The organism is Pseudomonas sp. B16120 (assembly GCF_044218845.1).
Lineage (GTDB): Bacteria > Pseudomonadota > Gammaproteobacteria > Pseudomonadales > Pseudomonadaceae > Aquipseudomonas > Aquipseudomonas paracarnis.
On record NZ_CP162588.1, the window covers coordinates 2,790,343 to 2,808,332 of the forward strand.

Genomic DNA, 17,990 nt, shown 5'->3' on the forward strand with positions numbered 1-17,990 from the left:
GGCAAGCCTGTGAGGAGTTTCCATGACTGCCATAACCATTACCGACGCCGCCCACGATTACCTGGCTGACCTGCTGTCCAAGCAGAACACCCCGGGTATCGGCATCCGCGTCTTTATCACCCAGCCCGGCACCCAGTATGCCGAGACTTGCATTGCCTACTGCAAGCCCGGCGAAGAGAAGCCTGAAGACACCGCCCTGGGGCTCAAAAGCTTCACCGCGTACATCGATGCCTTCAGCGAAGCCTTCCTGGACGACGCCGTGGTCGACTATGCCACCGACCGTATGGGCGGCCAGTTGACCATCAAAGCGCCCAACGCCAAGGTGCCGAACGTCAACGCCGACAGCCCGGTCAACGAGCGCATCAATTATTACCTGCAAACCGAGATCAACCCGGGGTTGGCCAGCCACGGCGGCCAGGTGAGTCTGATCGACGTGGTGGATGACGGTATCGCCGTGCTGAAATTCGGCGGCGGCTGCCAGGGCTGCGGCCAGGCGGACGTGACCTTGCGTGAGGGCATCGAGCGCACGCTGCTGGAACGTATTCCTGAACTCAAGGGTGTGCGTGACGTGACTGATCACACGCAGAAAGAAAACGCCTACTACTGAGTAAGGTGTTCACTGCGAACATAAAAGACGGCGCCTCGTGAGCGCCGTTTTTTATTATTTAAATTCATAGAGTTGCAAAATATATCTGATAAAGCAGATCAAGTTTGGGAGCTGGCTTCAGGGGCGATAGAGGTGCGCATGCCCTGCGCGGTACAGCGACGACTCGCTGAAGCTGTCACTGGCCAACACCTGCCCCACCACAATCAACGCTGTCCGCCGAAACCCCTTCGCCGCAACTTTCTCGGCAATGTCACTCAGCGTACCGACCACCCAATCCTGATCCGGCCAGGTGGCACGGTGTACCACGGCAATCGGGCAGTCCGAACCGTAATGCGGCAGCAGCTCGGCAACGATTTTCTCCAGATGATTGACCCCCAGATGAATCGCCATCGTGGTGCCATGTCGCGCCAGGCTGTCGAAGTCTTCACCGGGAGGCATGCTGGTTTTATCGGCGTAACGGGTCAGGATCACGCTTTGGGCGATGTCCGGCAGGGTCAGTTCGGTCTCCAGCAGGGCCGCGCACGCGGCGACCGCCGTGACCCCTGGAATGATCTGGAAAGGGATGCCCAGCTCACGCAAATGGCGTATTTGTTCACCAATCGCCCCATACAGGCTGGGATCACCGGAGTGCACCCGCGCCACGTCCTGGCCTTGGGCATGGGCCGTCTTGATCAGCTCGATGATCTGCTCCAGGTGCAGTTCGGCGCTGTTGACCACCTGGAGCGCCTGATGACCTTCCAGCACGGCGGCGGGCACCAGCGAGCCGGCGTAGATGATCACCGGGCAACTGCGGATCAGCCGCTGGCCCTTGACGGTGATCAATTCCGGATCACCGGGGCCGGCGCCGATAAAGTAGACGGTCATGGAGAAATCCTGTTGAAAAACGGGCGAGCATGAACACGGCTCATGCTCAAGAGCGGAAATTATCGGGTTTTTAACCCGCGCAGGCTAACGCAAAGGTGGCCTGCGCGCTTTTTTGACGGGTGATCAGCAGGCGGGCAGGGCTGTCGGACAGCTGTTCGGCCAGGGCCAGGGCGGCGCTTTCGGCCACGCCGTAACAGCCGGTGTGAGCAAAAGCCAGCGCTGAGCGATGGCTCAGCCGATGTTCATAGCCCGCCAGGTGCTCGGCGCTGAAGCACTGCAAGGGCAGGTTCAATCGCTGGGCCAGTGCCAGCAGCCCAGGTTCATCGCGTTTGTGGTCAATGCTTGCCAGCGCGGTCACGCGTGAGCGATCAATGCCGGCCTCGGCCAGGGAGCTGTCGAGCAACGCCAGCAGGCTGTGAACCTCACAGCCTCGCTGGCAGCCCAAGCCGACAACCAGGATCATGCCGAGTATTGGTCGTCGCGGTTGCGGCGGAACAACCAGGCGCTGATCAGGCCCAAGGCCAGCCAGAAAGCGACGTTGGTCAATTGCGAGGCGATCTTGAACTGCGCTTCGAGCGCCTCGGGGGCCAACATCGAGTGCAGTTGCGGCTGCGGCGCGCCGATGACGTGGGGAACGGCAAGAATCGCCAGCCCAAGCGCTTTCAACAGCCAGTTGCGACCGAACACGATCAGCGCCAGGCCGGCGGCGGTGGACGCTGCGGTGCCGATCCACCAGGTCTGGCGTAACGTCAGGTCAGCCGCCGCGGTGCCAGGCAGCTCCGGGGGCAGGCCCAGGGTGGGTGCCAGTACAAAGGTCGCGTAGCCGGCCAGGCCCCAGAGCAGGCCTTGCGCGGTGCGGGTCGGCGCACGCAGCGTGTAGAGGCCGGCGAGCATCAGTGCAAAGCCTACGGCCACCACCAGGTTGCCTCCAGTGGTGGACAACACCCGCTGCCAGCCATCTTCCGGCTCCCAGGCTTGGGCATCGTGGCTGTGGGCTGCAGCGCCAGCGGCGTGCTCATGCACCATTTCGGCGGCTGGCGGGGCTTTTTCAAAGCTTTCCGCCTGCAGAATCAGCGGTGCCACCCAGAAACTTTGCAGCAGGGTCAGCAGCAAGGCAGCCAATAGCCCAGTGAAACCTGCGGTTTGCGCAATACGCTTGATCATGTCGGCAGCTCTCAATGGCACGGGAACGCGGCGCTGTGGCGGGTATCGTGGGCGGCGTTGTGCACTGCCTCGATATGCGAGAACCCGGCGAAATACACCAGGCACGCGCCAAGGATCGACGCACCGATGGCGGCGGTCAGGCGTTGGCTGAGGGTGGCGGTGCTAGTGGCGGTGTGCGAAGTGCTGCTGATGATCGACATGGCGCGTCCCTTTCAGGTGTCAGGGTGAAACGAGCGCATGAAAACCCCACGCGCCAGGCACGCAGGGTTCGAACAGCGCCCGCCCACCGCGGGTTTGTTATCTGAATTTTTCGGGCCGGTCTCCGGGCTTGCGAGGGGCGGCTCATCAAAGAGTCCTCCTGAAAGCATCGCCTTCCCATGCAAAAGCACAGTGGCCATGACGCTTCGCTCGCTTACCGTTGCGGGGGCAGCACCGGACTTGTCATTGGATTTGACGCACCGGTTTCCCGTTTCACCCTGTGAAGGGCACCCGAAACAAGGTGTGTAGGAGAGCATGGTGTGCAGGTCAGCGTCAATTGGATGAGGACACCTACGAAGTACACGGCGATGAAGTATTTGCAGACGCAATAGGCAGACACGCGATGTATGAAGTGTTTGGGAACGCCTGCGCTTTTTTCGATAACTAAGAAGGAAACCCGGTTTATCTCCCCGCGCAACATTGAAATTAACGGTGGGCTTTATGCGACTTTCCAATACGCTGCAAAGTTTTCATGCGCCGCTTGCTGGCGATCAGCAATCAGCGGTGGCCGATGCGACCCTCAGGCCCAACGACCCCTCTGAATCGAACGTTGATAAACCCTCTTTCACGGTTGATCAGGCCGCGCGTCAAATCACTCGAACCGGCCATCGTTGGTTTGACGCCAATCGCGACGGCATCACGCAGATCTCCTATTCATTCAACAAGCACGCAAGAGGGCACACGGCGTTCAATGCGACCCAGAAAGAGCAGGCCCGGCGCTCGATGCAATCGTGGGAGGATGTCGCGAATGTTTCATTCCAGGAAGGCAGTCGTCGCCCCGAGGGGCTTCTAGCGTTCTCCAATAGCACGGACTACGAGGTCGCCTTCGGCCAGTATCCGGGCCAGGAAGGTAAAGTGCTGATCAATCCCCGATTTGGCACCAATACTAATCCAGCCTTGCACAACCATGGGCGAATGACCCTGACCCATGAAATTGGGCACAACCTGGGCCTGTTACACCCAGGCACCTATAATTTTGGTAATCCCAATTACCGCGATCACGCCTTATATGCTCAGGATACGCGGGCTTACAGCGTGATGAGCTACTTCGATGCACCTGAAGCGGGTAAACACTTCAATGGAAAGTTACCGTCGGCGCCGATGATGGATGATATCGCCGCTGCGCAGCGGGTTTATGGTGCCAATAACACGACGCGCAATTCAGATACCACCTATGGCTTCAACTCCAATGCGGGACGAGACTATCTGGAGTTGAACTCGCGTCACGATACGGCCTTGTTTTGTGTATGGGACGGTGGTGGTGTCGATACGTTGGACTTTTCCAAGTATCACCAAAACCAGACTATCAATTTGCGGGCGGAGTCCTTTTCGGACCTGAATTCATAGAATAAGCGCAACGCTTGAAACGAGAGGCAGAGAGCCAGCCACCGGTAGAATCCAGGCTCTCACACCGAAGGATTCAAGCGCAGATGACTACGCATTACCGGCAGCTGACTCAGGGACAACGTTACCAGATTGAGGCTGGCTTGAGCGCCGCAGAGAGCCAGGCGAGCATTGCAAAGCGGGTCGGCGTGCATCCCTCGACGATCAGTCGCGAGGTTCGCCGCAACAGCACCCAGAATATCTACAAGGCTGTTTCTGCGGCCCATGAAAGTGATGCTCGTCGAGCGGGTGCGCGCAAGTTTTGCAAGCCGGCGACATGGCTCAGCCATCATCTCCCGGTGTGGCTCAAGCATGGCATGAGTCCGGAGCAGATCGCCCAGCGGTTGAAGCAGGAGCAGCCAAGCCGGGCGGTCAGCCATGAGTGGATTTATCGGTTCATTGCCGCCGAACAGCGCGCCGGTGGTGAGCTTTATACCTATCTGCGACATCGCCGAAAGCGCTACCGGAAACGCTATGGAAGCCACGATCGGCGCGGGCAGCTGCGTAATCGCGTGTCAATCAGTGAACGCCCAGCCGAGGTCGAAAGCCGCGAGCGCCTGGGGGACTGGGAGGGCGATACGGTACATGGACTGGGCGGTAACCTGGTGACCCTGGTTGATCGCAAAAGCGGCTATCTGAGCGCCTATCCGGTCAAGCGCAGAACGCGCCGGCAGGTAACGCGGGCGATCAATCTGATGCTTCAGGGCCATGCCGCTCACACGCTGACGCTGGATAACGGAAGGGAGTTTGCCGGGCATGAACGCATCGCGCTACGGAGCCAGTGCCAGGTCTTTTTTGCAGACCCCTATTCATCCTGGCAACGTGGCACCAATGAAAACACCAACGGTCTGCTCCGCCAGTATTTCCCCAAGGGCAGCGACTTCAGCAAGCTGACCGTCGAAGCCGTCAATCGGACAGTAGCGAGGATCAATCTACGCCCGCGCAAGCGCTTGGGCTGGAAGACGCCGTACGAAGTGCATACAGGGGTGAGCGTTGCACTTATGTGTTGAATTCAGGGGATGTTGGCGGCCTGGTGGGGAATGTTTCCATTGCCAAGGGGGTTACGCTGGAGAATGCAATCGGCGGCTCCGGGCATGACTCGATCATTGGTAACCAAGCAAACAACGTGCTTAAAGGTGGGGCGGGTGCGGATCGACTCCGAGGTGCGGGGGGCGCTGACACCTTCGCTTACGACAATGCCAGCGACTCCACGCCGGAATATCCCGATCAGATTATGGATTTTGTCACGGGTGTGGACAGAATCGATCTGTCGAACCTGCTGGGCAACGCGGGGGTTGATGCCCTGAGGTTCGTCAGGCGGCTGACGGGCAAACCAGGTGAAGCGATTCTGGATTACAACCGTACGACTAACCTGTCTAGGCTGGCCATCGACCTCACAGGGAATGGCCGATTTGATTTTTTCCTCAAGGCTTACGGCCCGATCAATGTGCCCGACATCATCACCGCCAATCCTGGCAGGCAGCGCTACGCCTAGTTGGCCGCTGCCTGGACCGACTTGCCGGTAGGTGCTTGAGCATTGACCGCCTGCCGTGCACTGCGTAGCCTTGCACCCTCGAGGTTCTTCGGCCCAGGCCGAAGCTAAGAAGGGAACGCGGTTCAAGCCGCGGCTGCCCCCGCAACTGTGAAGGGTTCAGTTGACTGCCACGCCACTGCCGATAGGGCGGGAAGGCGCAGTCAGCGTTGGTCGCAAGACCTGCACACCCCTAGCCAGGAGACCTGCCTCGCCACTGATTTTCCAATTCAACCGGGCGGGGTGATCCGGTGACGAAATCCGCTGCTGCGCGCCGCCGCAGGGCCTGTCGTCCCGTATGCCCGCCCCAAAGGGCATTCGATGAAAACACTGGCCAAACTTCCCGTCACCATCGTTACCGGCTTCCTTGGCTCGGGCAAAACCACGCTGTTGCGCCATATGCTCGACAACGCCCAGGGCCGTCGCATTGCGGTGATCGTCAACGAGTTCGGCGAGCTGGGCATCGACGGTGAAATCCTCAAGCAGTGTTCTATCGGTTGCACCGAAGAAGAAGCCAATGGCCGCGTCTACGAACTGGCCAACGGTTGCCTGTGCTGCACGGTGCAGGAAGAGTTCTTTCCGGTGATGCGCGAATTGGTCGCCCGTCGCGGTGACCTGGACCATATCCTCATCGAAACCTCGGGCCTGGCCCTGCCCAAGCCGTTGGTGCAAGCCTTCCAGTGGCCGGAAATCCGCAGCGCCTGCACCGTTGACGCGGTGATCACCGTGGTCGACAGCCCGGCCGTGGCCGCCGGTACCTTTGCCGCCTTTCCGGACCAGGTCGACGCCCAGCGCAAACTTGACCCGAACCTGGACCACGAGTCGCCGTTGCATGAGTTGTTCGCCGACCAACTGGCCAGCGCCGACCTGGTGATCCTCAACAAAAGCGACCTGATCAGCGCCGAAGACCTGGCCCGCGTGCGCCTGGAGGTCGCCGAAGAACTGCCGGCCGCGGTGAAGATCATCGAAGCCAGCAGCGGTCGCCTGCCTCTGGACGTGCTGATCGGCCTGGGCGCCGGTTCCGAGGAACATATCGACGGGCGTCACAGCCATCACGACCATCACCACGAAGGTGAAGACGACCACGATCACGATGCCTTTGACTCCATCTCCATCGACTTGCCCCAAGCCGATGAGGCGCTGCTGCTCGACGCCCTGACCCAATTGGTGGTGCAGCACGGCATCCTGCGGGTGAAAGGGTTTGCCGCGATCCCCAACAAACCGATGCGCCTGCTGATCCAGGGCGTGGGCACGCGCTTTGACAAGCACTTCGACCGTGCCTGGGGCGCTGACGAAGCACGCACCACGCGCCTGGTGCTGATCGGCCAGGAACTGGACGCCGCCGGCCTCGAAGCGCAATTGCGCGCTGCCCTCAGCGTTTAACCATGCACCTGCTCAGGACCCAACCCGGTGGTTTCGTCGCGGACGACAATATTGCCGACCTTGGCCAGACCCCCGCTGAACTGGTGATCCTGTGCAGCGGCGATTCCAGCCTGGCGCTGCTCGCCGAAGCCGCCCAGCAATTGCCCGAGGATTACCCCAGCCTGCGCCTGGCCAACCCAATGCAGGTGCAGAACCATGCCTCGGTCGACCTGTACGTCGACGAGGTATTGCGCCACGCCAAGGTCATCCTGCTGTCATTGCACGGCGGCATCGGGTATTGGCGCTACGGCATCGAGCGCCTGGTGGAGTTGGCCGAACGCGGCGTCACCCTGATCCTGGTGCCGGGTGACGACCGTCCAGACCCGGAACTCAGCGGCCTGAGCACCGTTGCGGCCGAACACCGCGAGCGCCTCTGGCACTTCCTGCGCCAAGGTGGCCTGGGCAATGCCCTGGATTTTTACCACTGCCTGGCCAGTGCCCACCTGGGACGCGACTATGCCTGGGCCGAGCCGCAAGCGCTGCCGCGCACGGCGATCTATCACCCGCACAACGCCAATGCCCGCCTCAATGACTGGCAGGCCGATTGGCACGCTGATTGGCCGGTGGCTGCGGTGCTGTTCTACCGCTCCCATTTACAGGCGGCCAATACCGGTTTTATTGATGTGTTCTGCCAGCGCTTACAGGCGGCGGGCCTCAACCCCTTGCCTGTCGCGGTGGCCAGTTTGAAAGAACCCGGCTGCCTCACGGTGGTCGAGGACCTGCTGGATGACGTGCAAGCCGCGGTAATTCTGAACACCACCGGCTTTGCCCAATCGAGCCCGGAAGCGCCGCATTTGCGCCCGTTTCGCCGCAATATCCCGGTGATCCAGGCGATCTGCGCCCAGGACAACCAGCCCGGCTGGCAGGCCAGCGAACAAGGCCTGGGGCCCCGCGACCTGGCGATGCACATTGCCTTGCCGGAGTTGGACGGGCGCATCATCAGCCGGCCGATCAGTTTCAAGGACCTGGCCTGGCGCAGCGAGCGCAGCCAGTCGGACGTGGTGTGCTACCGCGCAGCGCCCGAACGCATGGATTTTGTCGCTGAGCTGGCACGCCGTTGGGTCGAGTTGGCGCGTGTGCCCAATGCCGAGAAACGGATTGCGTTGATCCTCGCCAACTACCCGACCCGCGACGGTCGCATCGGCAACGGCGTAGGCCTGGACACCCCTGCGGCAGCGCTGAATATCCTGCGCGCCTTGCAAGCCGAGGGCTACCCGGTGGCGGAGCGGCTGCCCGACAGCGGCACCGCGCTGATCCATGAACTGCTCGGCGGCGTCACCAACGATCTCGACAGCCTCGACCTGCGCCCCTGCCATCAAAGCCTGAGCCTTGTGGAATACCAGGCGATGTTTGATCGTTTGCCGGCCTCCAATCGCCAGGCCGTGCTGGAGCGTTGGGGCGCGCCGCAAAACGATCCGATGTGCCGCGATGGCCGCTTGATGGTCGCCGGCCTGCGCCTGGGCCTGACCTTTGTCGGCATCCAGCCGGCCCGGGGTTACCAGGTAGATGCCAGCGCGGTGTACCACGACCCGGACCTGGTGCCGCCCCATGGCTACCTGGCGTTCTATTTCTGGCTACGCCATACCTACGGCGCCCACGGCGTGATCCATGTGGGCAAGCACGGCAACCTGGAGTGGCTGCCCGGCAAAGGCGTGGGCCTGTCGGAGCACTGCTGGCCGGATGCATTGCTGGGGCCGCTGCCGAATATCTACCCGTTTATCGTCAACGACCCGGGTGAGGGCGCCCAGGCCAAGCGGCGCACCCAGGCGGTGATCATCGACCATCTGATGCCACCGCTGACCCGCGCCGAAACCTACGGCCCGCTGCGTGACCTTGAGTTATTGGCCGACGAATATTACGAGGCGCAATTGCTCGACCCGCGCCGTGCGCTGGAGCTGCAAAAAGACATCCTCAAACTGGTGCGCGAAACCCGTATCGACCAGGAGCTTGAACTGGGCAGTGAGGCGGACGCGGCGGTGTGGCTGCCGCGCCTGGATACCTACCTGTGCGACTTGAAGGAATCGCAGATCCGCGATGGCCTGCATATCTTTGGCGAGTCGCCCGAGGGCCGCTTGCGTATCGACACCTTGCTGGCGCTGTTGCGCATTCCCCGTGGCGATGGCCGGGGCCCGCAGTCGAGCCTGCTGCGAGTGTTGGCCAAGGCATTCGACCTGGGGTTTGATCCGCTCGATTGCGCACTGGCCGAGCCCTGGACGGGGCGGCGCCCGTTGGTGTTGCAGAAGATTGACGATCAGCTGTGGCGTACGGCCGGGGATACCCGTGAACGTCTGGAGTTGTACGCGGCGCGCTTGATCGAGCAGGCACTGGAAGGCCCCATCGAACAGTTGGAAGAGCCCGGCTGGCAGGAGGTGAAGGCGGTGATCGAAGGCCTGCGCATCGTCGTCGCGCCACGCCTGGATGCCTGCGGCCCCGCAGAGATGCGTGGCTTGCTCGATGCCTTGAGTGGGCGTTTTGTCCCGGCGGGGCCCAGCGGTGCCCCGAGTCGCGGTCGGCTGGATGTGCTGCCTACGGGGCGTAACTTCTTTACCGTGGACGTACGCAACCTGCCAACCACCACGGCCTGGCGTCTCGGATTCCAGTCGGCCAACCTGATTCTTGAGCGGCACCTGCAAGACCACGGTGACCACCTGCGTCAGCTCGGCCTGTCGGTATGGGGCACTGCCACCATGCGCACTGGCGGGGACGATATCGCCCAAGCCATGGCGCTGATGGGCGTGCGCCCGGTATGGGCCACCGGCAGCCAGCGGGTGGACGATTTCGAGATCCTGCCGATCAGCTTATTGGACCGTCCGCGCGTGGACGTGACCCTGCGCGTGTCCGGGTTCTTCCGCGATGCGTTTGCCAACCTGATCCGCCTGTTCGATGCGGCGGTGCAGGCGGTGGCGGCCCTGGATGAACCCGACGACATGAACCCGCTGGCCGCCAAAGTGCGCAGTGAACGCCAAGCATTGCTTGAGGCGGGCCTGGATGAAGGTGCCGCGGCCAAGCAAGCCGGCTGGCGCATTTTCGGCGCCAAACCGGGTGCCTATGGCGCGGGCGTGCAGGGCGCGATTGACGGGCGCTTGTGGCAGAGCCGCGAGGACTTGGCCGAGGTCTACCTGAACTGGGGTGGCTACGCTTACGGGGGGGCTGACGAAGGCACTGCGGCCCGCGAGCAATTTGCCCAGCGGCTGAGCCAGGTGCAGGCGGTGTTGCAGAACCAGGACAATCGCGAGCACGACTTGCTCGACTCCAACGACTACTACCAATTCCAGGGCGGCATGCTGGCCGCCGTGGAAACCCTGAGCGGCGAAAAGGCCGCCAGCTACCATGGCGACCACAGCCAGCCGGACGTGCCGAAAATCCGCACCTTGAAAGAAGAGCTCAACCGGGTGATCCGTTCCCGTGCGGCCAACCCCAAGTGGATCGAAGGCGTGAAGCGCCATGGCTATAAAGGCGCGTTTGAAATGGCCGCGACCGTGGACAACCTGTTCGCCTTCGACGCTACCACCGCGCTGATTGACGATCACCAATACGCCTTGCTCGCCGATGCCTACCTGCTGGACCCTGATACCCGTGCCTTTGTGCAACAGCACAACCCAGATGCCCTGCGCGACATGACCGAGCGCATGCTCGAAGCCCAGCAACGTGGCTTGTGGCAGGCACCGGGGGCGTACCGCGAAGCCTTGGAAAACCTGTTGCTGGACATAGAAGAAGACAGCTGAGTGATTGTTCCCACGCTCCGCGTGGGAATGCAGCCCGTGACGCTCTGCGTCACAAGAACGGACGCCGAGCGTCCAGCGAAGCGTTCCCACGCGGGAGCGTTGGAACGAGCTATTAAGAGTTGACTATGACTGATACTCCCCATTTCCCGCTGTCCGCCGTGGTCGGCGCCGATGACTTGAAGCTCGCGCTGTGCCTGGCGGCCATCGACCCGAAGATCGGCGGCGTGCTGATCGAAGGGCCACGGGGCATGGCCAAGTCGACTCTGGCCCGCGGGCTGGCAGACCTGCTGGCCAGCGGGCAGTTTGTCACTTTGCCCCTGGGCGCGACCGAAGAGCGCCTGGTCGGCACCCTGGACCTGGATGCCGCGCTGGGCGAAGGCCGCGCGCAATTCTCCCCCGGCGTGTTGGCCAAGGCCGACGGCGGGGTGTTGTACGTGGATGAAGTCAACCTGCTGGCCGACCACTTGGTGGACCTGCTGCTGGACGTAGCCGCCAGCGGCACCAACCTGATCGAACGCGACGGGATTTCCCATCGCCATGCGGCGCGCTTTGTACTGATCGGCACCATGAACCCGGAGGAGGGCGAGCTGCGCCCGCAGTTGCTCGACCGCTTCGGCTTCAACGTGGCCTTGAGCGGGCAAACCTTGCCCGCCGAGCGCGGGCAGATCATTCGGCGTCGCCTGGATTTCGACACTGACCCGGCGGCGTTCTGCGCGCAGTGGGCGCCAGCGCAAGCTGCCTTGCGCGAACGCTGCACCCTGGCGCGGGCACGGCTAGACAGTATCGGCTTGGATGACCAGGCGTTGGCCCACATCACCGAGCGCTGCTTTGCCGCAGGGGTCGACGGCCTGCGTGCCGACCTGGTCTGGTTGCGTGGCGCCCGTGCCCATGCGGCGTGGCGTGGCGCCGTCGCTATCGAGCAGGACGATATCGACGCGGTGGCGGAGTTCGCCTTGCGCCATCGACGTCAGCAGCAAGCGCCTGCAGGCGCGCCGCCCCCGCCGAATGACGGGCCGTCATCGTCACCCTCTGACCCCTCGCCCGGCCAAGGCCAGTGGGGCGATATGCCCGCACCCGCCTTGCCCACGGGCACCCGCCGCGATGTACCCACCTGGCCAAAAAAGCCCTAGGCATCCGCCCCCGAGCTGACACGGGGGCGGATGCCCGGCCCCAGGCGGGGCGATTGAACACTGGCCGGCAGGGCAAGGCCCGCAGCGCACAGCGCGGGGCGATCAATTGGCCGGGCACGTTGCTGGGTGGGCGGCCGCAATGCCATGAGGACCTGCTGTTCCACCTGCGTAGCCGGTCGGCTCCTGAACTGTGGTTGGTGATTGTCGATGCCTCGGCGTCCACGCGGCGCCATCGGGCGTTGACCGATGCCAAGGGGTTGTTGGCTCAGCTGTTTGACGATGCTTATCGGCAACGGGCGCGCATGGCGTTATTGACGGCCAGCGGGCAATCGCCGAAGTGGCAGGTGCAAGGCTTGAAGGCGGCGAAAGGCTTGGCCGATTGGTTGGGGCAGTTGGGAGCAGGCGGCGGGACGCCGTTGCTGGCTGCGCTGACGGAGGCGGGGCATTGGTTGGCGGCACGGCGCAAGCGCTATCGGGCCGAGCAACAGAAGCTGCTGGTGGTGACCGATGGGCGGCTCAAGGCGACGGGCGCGCTGCCGCGGTTGGAGTGTCCAGGCATGCTGATTGACATCGAACGTGGGCCTATCAGGTTGGGGCGTGCTGAGGAATTGGCGGTCGGATTGCAGTTGGAGTATCAGCACATCGATAAGCTGTAGCGCCTGGGCTATCGCCATCGCAGGCAAGCCAGCTCCCACAGGGATAGGCGGCGCGTCAAACAGTGTGGCTTCAGTTGGATTATCAGCACATCGATAAGCTGTAGCGCCTGGGCTATCGCCATCGCAGGCAAGCCAGCTCCCACAGGGATAGGCGGCGCGTCAAACGGTGTGGCTTCAGTTGGAGTATCAGCACATCGATAAGCTGTAGCGCCTGGGCTATCGCCATCGCAGGCAAGCCAGCTCCCACATTCTGGCGGCGCCGCCGGTTCCATGTGGGAGCTGGCTTGCCTGCGATGAGGCCCTCAATTACACCGCACACCTATCAGCCTGTCCCCGGTACATTCGGCCAAAGATCCGCCACCAGAAACAACCGCTCTGCTTCTTCCCACGCCTCACCGTTCGGCACCATGCGCACCAGCAACTGCGCCGGGGCCATCGGGTCCAGGTCTGCCAGCCAGCCTTTCATCTGCACTTCACTCCACACTTCATCGGCCGGGTAATGCGCGGGCGCCAGCCAGGCATGGCGGGGCAGGGGTTGCCAACGGCCCTCTGGGCGGGTGCTGACAAAGTCTGTCCAGTCGCGCTGATGCAACCAGCGCCCACGCAGGTGCTGCGGGTGAGCGCCGAGGGGGGAGAGCGCCGCGCCGGGCCAGGGGTAGAGCAGATAGCCGCCGAGCCACAAGTGCGCATCGAACGCTTGGATATCCAGCGCCGCCAAGGCCTCGCGGCTTTCTGCCCGCGCAGAGATTGGCAATTGATGCTCGGCCAGGTGTGCGAGTTTGCGGTCCAGCCGATCATGGCAGCCAGGCCCCAGCCATTGCGTAGCGTCCTGGCCGTTGCCGTCCTGCGGGCCCAGGTAGAGTTTGATCGCCAGTTCCAGGTGGTGCACCCCATCGCGGTCGCGCAGCAGCATGTCCAGTTCGCCCAGGGTGTGCCCGGCACGGCGGATCGGCAGGTTGGCGGCCAGCAACTCCACACCCGGCGCCTGCTGCACCGCAAATTGCCACAAGCGCTCGTAGTACAGGCCCAGGCGCCGGGTACGTGTCAGGCTCAACCACTGCTGCAACGCGCTGCTGTCCTGGTCCAGCTGGCGCAGCCAGGCTTCGAGTTGGTGAGGGGCTTGCACCCAGTCACTGCCCGCCAGCGGATGGCGCTGCGGCCAAGGCGTCTGCGCCAGCATCGGTGGTGCGAGCATCACCCACGCCAGGTCGCGCACCTCGGGGTGGCGCAGTTGGCGGGGCAGGGTGTGCAAGTCGGGGAATGGCGTCATGGTCCGAGCATAGCCTTTTCAGCGCGCAGAAGGTGCCTGAGAACCATTGTCATCAAGGCGTGGCGGCGACAAAGGATTTTGCCTGAGGCGGCCTTTCGCCCATAATCGCTCTTTTTGCCTCACCCCAGATCCCGCAGGAGCCCCATGGAGCAATTTCGCAATATCGGCATTATCGGTCGCCTGGGCAGTACCCAGGTGTTGGACACCGTCCGCCGGCTGAAGAAGTTTCTGCTCGAGCGCCACCTGCATGTGATCCTCGAAGACACCATCGCTGAAATCCTCCCTGGCCATGGCCTGCAAACCTCGTCGCGCAAGATGCTCGGCGAGGTGTGCGACATGGTCATCGTGGTCGGTGGCGATGGCAGCCTGCTCGGCGCTGCCCGGGCGCTGGCGCGCCATAACGTGCCGGTGCTGGGGATCAACCGCGGCAGCCTGGGGTTCCTCACCGACATCCGCCCCGATGAGCTGGAAGTCGAAGTGGCCAAGGTGCTCGACGGCCATTACCTGGTGGAGAACCGCTTCCTGCTGCAGGCCGAAGTGCGCCGCCATGGCGAGGCGATCGGCCAGGGCGATGCCCTTAACGACGTGGTGCTGCACCCCGGCAAATCCACGCGCATGATCGAGTTCGAGCTGTACATCGATGGCCAGTTCGTCTGCAGCCAGAAGGCCGACGGCCTGATCGTCGCCACACCCACCGGTTCTACCGCCTACGCGCTGTCGGCCGGCGGCCCGATCATGCACCCCAAGCTCGATGCCATTGTGATCGTGCCGATGTACCCCCATATGTTGTCCAGTCGGCCAATTGTGGTCGATGGCAACAGTGAGCTGAAAATCGTGGTGTCCAAAGACATGCAAATCTACCCGCAAGTCTCCTGCGACGGGCAGAACCATTTCACCTGCGCCCCCGGTGACACCATCACCGTGAGCAAGAAGGCACAGAAGTTGCGCTTGATCCACCCGCTGGATCACAACTACTACGAAGTGTGCCGCACCAAGTTAGGCTGGGGCAGCCGCTTGGGAGGTGGAGGCGACTGATGCTCGATCCCGCGCGTAGCTACGACCTGATTGGTGACGTGCACGGTTGCGCTCATACCCTTGAGCACTTGCTCGACCAATTGGGTTACCACAAGCAGGGCGGCACTTGGCGCCATCCGTCACGCATGGCGGTGTTCCTGGGCGATATCATCGACCGTGGCCCGCGCATCCGTGAGGCGCTGCATATCGTCCACGATATGACCGAGGCCGGCCAGGCGCTGTGCATCATGGGCAACCACGAGTTCAATGCGCTGGGCTGGACCACGCCGGCCCCGCCGGGCAGCGGCAAGCAGTTTGTGCGTGAGCACAACCCGCGCCACGCCCGCTTGATCCACGAGACCCTGACCCAGTTCGAACACCACCCGGCCGACTGGCACGACTTCCTCGGCTGGTTCTACGACATGCCGCTGTTTGTCGACGCCGGGCGTTTTCGCGTAGTGCACGCGTGCTGGGATGACAGTTTTATCCAGCCGCTGCGCGCGACCTTCCCGGACGGCTGCATCGACCAACACTTCCTGCAAGCCGCCGCCGTACCGGGCAGTTTCGCCTGCAATGCATTCGATCGCCTGTTGCGCGGCACCGATATGCGCCTGCCCGATGGGCTCACCCTGACCGGTGGCGATGGCCTGACGCGTTCGTTCTTTCGCACCAAGTTCTGGGAAGACGACCCCAAGACCTACGGTGACATCGTGTTCCAGCCCGACGCCTTGCCGGAGCCGGTGGCACGCACGCCGTTGTCGTCCACACAAAAGAATTCTTTGCTGCGCTATGGCGTCGATGAACCGCTGTTGTTCGTCGGCCACTACTGGCGCAGCGGCAAACCCGCGCCGATCCGCCCGAACCTGGCCTGCCTGGACTACAGCGCGGTGCTGTACGGCAAGCTGGTGGCGTATCGACTGGACCAGGAAACCCAGCTGGATCCGCGTAAATTCGTATGGGTCGACGTTGAGCGACCAGAGGCCATTCCATGAGTACCGTAGCTGTATTGCGCTTGCCCCTGAGCGTCGACCTGGGGGGCTTCGTCAAGTTGCTGCACCGCATGCAGGTGCCGCACCGCGTCAGCGAGGAGGCCGGTGAACAGGTGCTGTGGGTGCCCGAGGCCATCAGCGACGACGTGCGCGTGCTGTATCAACGTTTCCCCGCTGGCGACCCCGACCAGCAACTGGACATTCCCGAGCAGGCGCCGGTTGCGCGGCCAGGTTTTGTCCAGCAGGTGCGCCACAGCCCAGTCACCGCGCTGGTGCTGTTGGCCAGCCTGATTGTGGGTGCGGTGACCCTGCTGGGTGAAAACCTGCAAACCATGGCCTGGCTGACCTTCCTGCCGTTCCGGGTGCTGGGCGAGTACATCCAGTTCACGCCGTTGGCTGACACCCTGGCCTCGGGGCAGTGGTGGCGCCTGGTCACGCCGATGCTGATCCACTTCGGCATCCTGCATCTGGCGATGAACGGCATGTGGTACTGGGAGCTGGGTCGGCGCATTGAAGCGCGCCAGGGCAGCATCAACCTGCTGGGCCTGACCCTGTTGTTCAGCCTGGTCTCCAACTACGTGCAATACGCCTACGGTGGCCCCGGCTTGTTTGGCGGCTTGTCTGGCGTTTTGTACGGCCTGCTCGGGCACTGCTGGATCTTTCAATTATTGTCGCCCAACCCGGCCTATCGCCTGCCCCGTGGGGTGCTGGTGATGATGCTGGTGTGGTTGTTGCTCTGCCTGTCGGGGCTGGTCTCGATGATCGGTTTCGGCGAAATCGCCAACGCGGCCCATGTGGGCGGGTTGGTCATCGGTTGCTTGACGGGTTTGCTCGGCGGTTTGTACAACCGTCGCAAAGCGTCTCTTTGATAAGGAAGAGCCTTATGTCCTCTTTTGCTGAAATGATCGAAAACATCACCCCGGACATCTACGAGAGCCTCAAGCTCGCGGTAGAGATCGGCAAATGGTCCGATGGCCGCAAGCTCACCGCCGAGCAGCGCGAATTGTCGTTGCAAGCGATGATCGCCTGGGAGATCCAGAACCTGCCCGAAGAGCAGCGCACCGGCTATATGGGCCCGCAGGAGTGCGCGTCCAAATCCGCGCCAGTACCGAATATCCTGTTCAAGTCGGATGCGATCCATTGATTGAAATTGGTCGCGGTGCAGTCAGCAAAATGTCGGCGCAGCTCGGTGAGCCGACCGTTCAATACGCCTTTCGCTTAGGAAGCACCGAGGTGCCGGTCAATCCGCTGATCGGTACCCATATCCGCCTGGAATACCTGGGCGCGATTCATTGCAGCCATTGCGGGCGCAAGACCAAGACCAGCTTCAGCCAGGGCTACTGCTACCCCTGCATGACCAAGCTGGCCCAGTGTGACCTGTGCATCATGAGCCCCGAGCGTTGCCATTACGACGCCGGTACCTGCCGCGATCCGGGCTGGGGCGAGACATTCTGCATGACCGACCACGTGGTGTACCTGGCCAACTCGTCGGGCATCAAGGTCGGCATTACGCGTGCTACGCAGTTGCCCACCCGTTGGCTGGACCAGGGCGCCAGCCAGGCGCTGCCGATCATGCGCGTGGCGACACGTCAGCAATCGGGCTTCGTCGAAGACCTGTTCCGCAGCCAGGTGGCCGACAAGACCAACTGGCGCGCCTTGCTCAAGGGCGACGCGCAAGCGGTGGACCTCAAGCAGGTGCGTGATGAGCTGTTCGCCTCTTGCGCCGAGGGCTTGCTGGGTTTGCAGGAACGCTTTGGCCTGCAAGCCATCCAAACCATTGCCGACATCGAGCCGATTGAAATCCGCTACCCGGTCGAGCAGTATCCGACCAAGATCGTCAGCTTCAACCTGGACAAGAACCCGATTGCCGAAGGCACGCTGCTGGGGATCAAGGGCCAATACCTGATCTTCGACACCGGCGTCATCAACATTCGTAAATACACGGCCTATCAGCTCGCCGTGCATCAGTAGAAGGAT

At 62.5% G+C, this 17,990-nt stretch carries 18 protein-coding genes and 2 riboswitches; of the genes, 13 read left to right on the forward strand and 5 right to left on the reverse strand.

From position 1 onward, the window contains the following. The first annotated feature begins 22 nt into the window (after positions 1–22). Positions 23–607: a Fe-S biogenesis protein NfuA gene (gene nfuA, locus AB4P90_RS13095; protein WP_003190728.1), complete on the forward strand. Its 585-nt coding sequence runs from the start codon at positions 23–25 to the stop codon at positions 605–607. A 117-nt stretch (positions 608–724) separates the two neighbouring features. On the opposite strand, the gene cobM is transcribed toward nfuA, so the two are convergent. From cobM to AB4P90_RS13115, 4 genes are all read right to left on the reverse strand, one after another. Continuing rightward, positions 725–1,471, reverse strand: a complete 747-nt coding sequence (gene cobM, locus AB4P90_RS13100; protein ID WP_020301554.1) for a precorrin-4 C(11)-methyltransferase — start codon at positions 1,469–1,471, stop codon at positions 725–727. A 70-nt stretch (positions 1,472–1,541) separates the two neighbouring features. After that, complete coding sequence (locus AB4P90_RS13105; protein WP_395605958.1) at positions 1,542–1,934, reverse strand: cobalamin biosynthesis protein; 393 nt, start codon at positions 1,932–1,934, stop codon at positions 1,542–1,544. Continuing rightward, a complete protein-coding gene (locus tag AB4P90_RS13110) occupies positions 1,931–2,635 on the reverse strand; it encodes a CbtA family protein (protein ID WP_395605959.1) in 705 nt (234 codons plus the stop codon). Before AB4P90_RS13110 ends, AB4P90_RS13105 begins: the two co-directional genes overlap by 4 nt. Positions 2,636–2,646: 11 nt before the next feature. Further along, positions 2,647–2,835, reverse strand: a complete 189-nt coding sequence (locus AB4P90_RS13115) for a CbtB-domain containing protein (protein ID WP_003190735.1) — start codon at positions 2,833–2,835, stop codon at positions 2,647–2,649. A gap of 95 nt (positions 2,836–2,930) precedes the next feature. Beyond that, positions 2,931–3,143: riboswitch (cobalamin riboswitch) on the reverse strand. Between the two features lie 191 nt (positions 3,144–3,334). Here AB4P90_RS13115 and AB4P90_RS13120 point away from each other — a divergent pair. From AB4P90_RS13120 to AB4P90_RS13150, 7 genes are all read left to right on the forward strand, one after another. After that, a complete protein-coding gene (locus AB4P90_RS13120; protein ID WP_395605960.1) occupies positions 3,335–4,240 on the forward strand; it encodes a M10 family metallopeptidase C-terminal domain-containing protein in 906 nt (301 codons plus the stop codon). Positions 4,241–4,323: 83 nt separating this feature from the next. Next, positions 4,324–5,286 (forward strand): IS30-like element ISPpu17 family transposase, encoded by a 963-nt coding sequence (locus AB4P90_RS13125; RefSeq protein ID WP_004577240.1) that lies wholly within the window; start codon positions 4,324–4,326, stop codon positions 5,284–5,286. Further along, positions 5,280–5,771, forward strand: coding sequence for a M10 family metallopeptidase C-terminal domain-containing protein (locus AB4P90_RS13130; protein ID WP_395605961.1), 492 nt, complete (start codon positions 5,280–5,282; stop codon positions 5,769–5,771). Before AB4P90_RS13125 ends, AB4P90_RS13130 begins: the two co-directional genes overlap by 7 nt. Positions 5,772–5,835: 64 nt before the next feature. Then, a riboswitch (cobalamin riboswitch) is annotated at positions 5,836–6,036 on the forward strand. 92 nt (positions 6,037–6,128) lie between these two features. Continuing rightward, positions 6,129–7,190, forward strand: a complete 1,062-nt coding sequence (gene cobW / locus AB4P90_RS13135; RefSeq protein WP_014718278.1) for a cobalamin biosynthesis protein CobW — start codon at positions 6,129–6,131, stop codon at positions 7,188–7,190. Positions 7,191–7,192: 2 nt separating this feature from the next. Next, complete coding sequence (gene cobN / locus AB4P90_RS13140; RefSeq protein WP_014718279.1) at positions 7,193–10,954, forward strand: cobaltochelatase subunit CobN; 3,762 nt, start codon at positions 7,193–7,195, stop codon at positions 10,952–10,954. A 125-nt stretch (positions 10,955–11,079) separates the two neighbouring features. Beyond that, a complete protein-coding gene (locus AB4P90_RS13145; RefSeq protein ID WP_395605962.1) occupies positions 11,080–12,084 on the forward strand; it encodes an ATP-binding protein in 1,005 nt (334 codons plus the stop codon). A 53-nt stretch (positions 12,085–12,137) separates the two neighbouring features. Beyond that, positions 12,138–12,740 carry a VWA domain-containing protein gene (locus tag AB4P90_RS13150; protein WP_058410565.1) on the forward strand — a complete coding sequence of 201 codons (603 nt, stop codon included), beginning with the start codon at positions 12,138–12,140 and terminating at the stop codon, positions 12,738–12,740. 322 nt (positions 12,741–13,062) lie between these two features. Here the strand turns inward: AB4P90_RS13150 and AB4P90_RS13155 are convergent, their stop codons facing one another. Continuing rightward, the gene (locus AB4P90_RS13155; RefSeq protein ID WP_395605963.1) at positions 13,063–14,010 is read right to left on the reverse strand and encodes a DUF1853 family protein; all 948 of its coding nucleotides are present in this window, start codon (positions 14,008–14,010) and stop codon (positions 13,063–13,065) included. 144 nt (positions 14,011–14,154) lie between these two features. Here AB4P90_RS13155 and AB4P90_RS13160 point away from each other — a divergent pair, with 144 nt between their 5' ends. From AB4P90_RS13160 to AB4P90_RS13180, 5 genes are read left to right on the forward strand one after another with little or no spacing between them, the layout of a single operon-like run. Continuing rightward, positions 14,155–15,045: an NAD(+) kinase gene (locus AB4P90_RS13160; RefSeq protein ID WP_003217892.1), complete on the forward strand. Its 891-nt coding sequence runs from the start codon at positions 14,155–14,157 to the stop codon at positions 15,043–15,045. Further along, entirely contained in the window at positions 15,042–16,016 is a 975-nt protein-coding gene (locus tag AB4P90_RS13165; protein WP_161905160.1) for a metallophosphoesterase, read from the forward strand. The genes AB4P90_RS13160 and AB4P90_RS13165 overlap by 4 nt, the downstream gene beginning before the upstream one ends. Next, the gene (locus AB4P90_RS13170; protein ID WP_019820232.1) at positions 16,013–16,882 is read left to right on the forward strand and encodes a rhomboid family intramembrane serine protease; all 870 of its coding nucleotides are present in this window, start codon (positions 16,013–16,015) and stop codon (positions 16,880–16,882) included. The genes AB4P90_RS13165 and AB4P90_RS13170 overlap by 4 nt, the downstream gene beginning before the upstream one ends. A 14-nt stretch (positions 16,883–16,896) precedes the next feature. Next, complete coding sequence (locus tag AB4P90_RS13175; protein ID WP_003190750.1) at positions 16,897–17,157, forward strand: YeaC family protein; 261 nt, start codon at positions 16,897–16,899, stop codon at positions 17,155–17,157. Beyond that, on the forward strand, positions 17,154–17,984 hold the full coding sequence (locus tag AB4P90_RS13180) for a DUF2797 domain-containing protein (protein ID WP_014718285.1): 831 nt from the start codon (positions 17,154–17,156) through the stop codon (positions 17,982–17,984). Before AB4P90_RS13175 ends, AB4P90_RS13180 begins: the two co-directional genes overlap by 4 nt. The last annotated feature ends 6 nt before the right edge of the window (positions 17,985–17,990 follow it).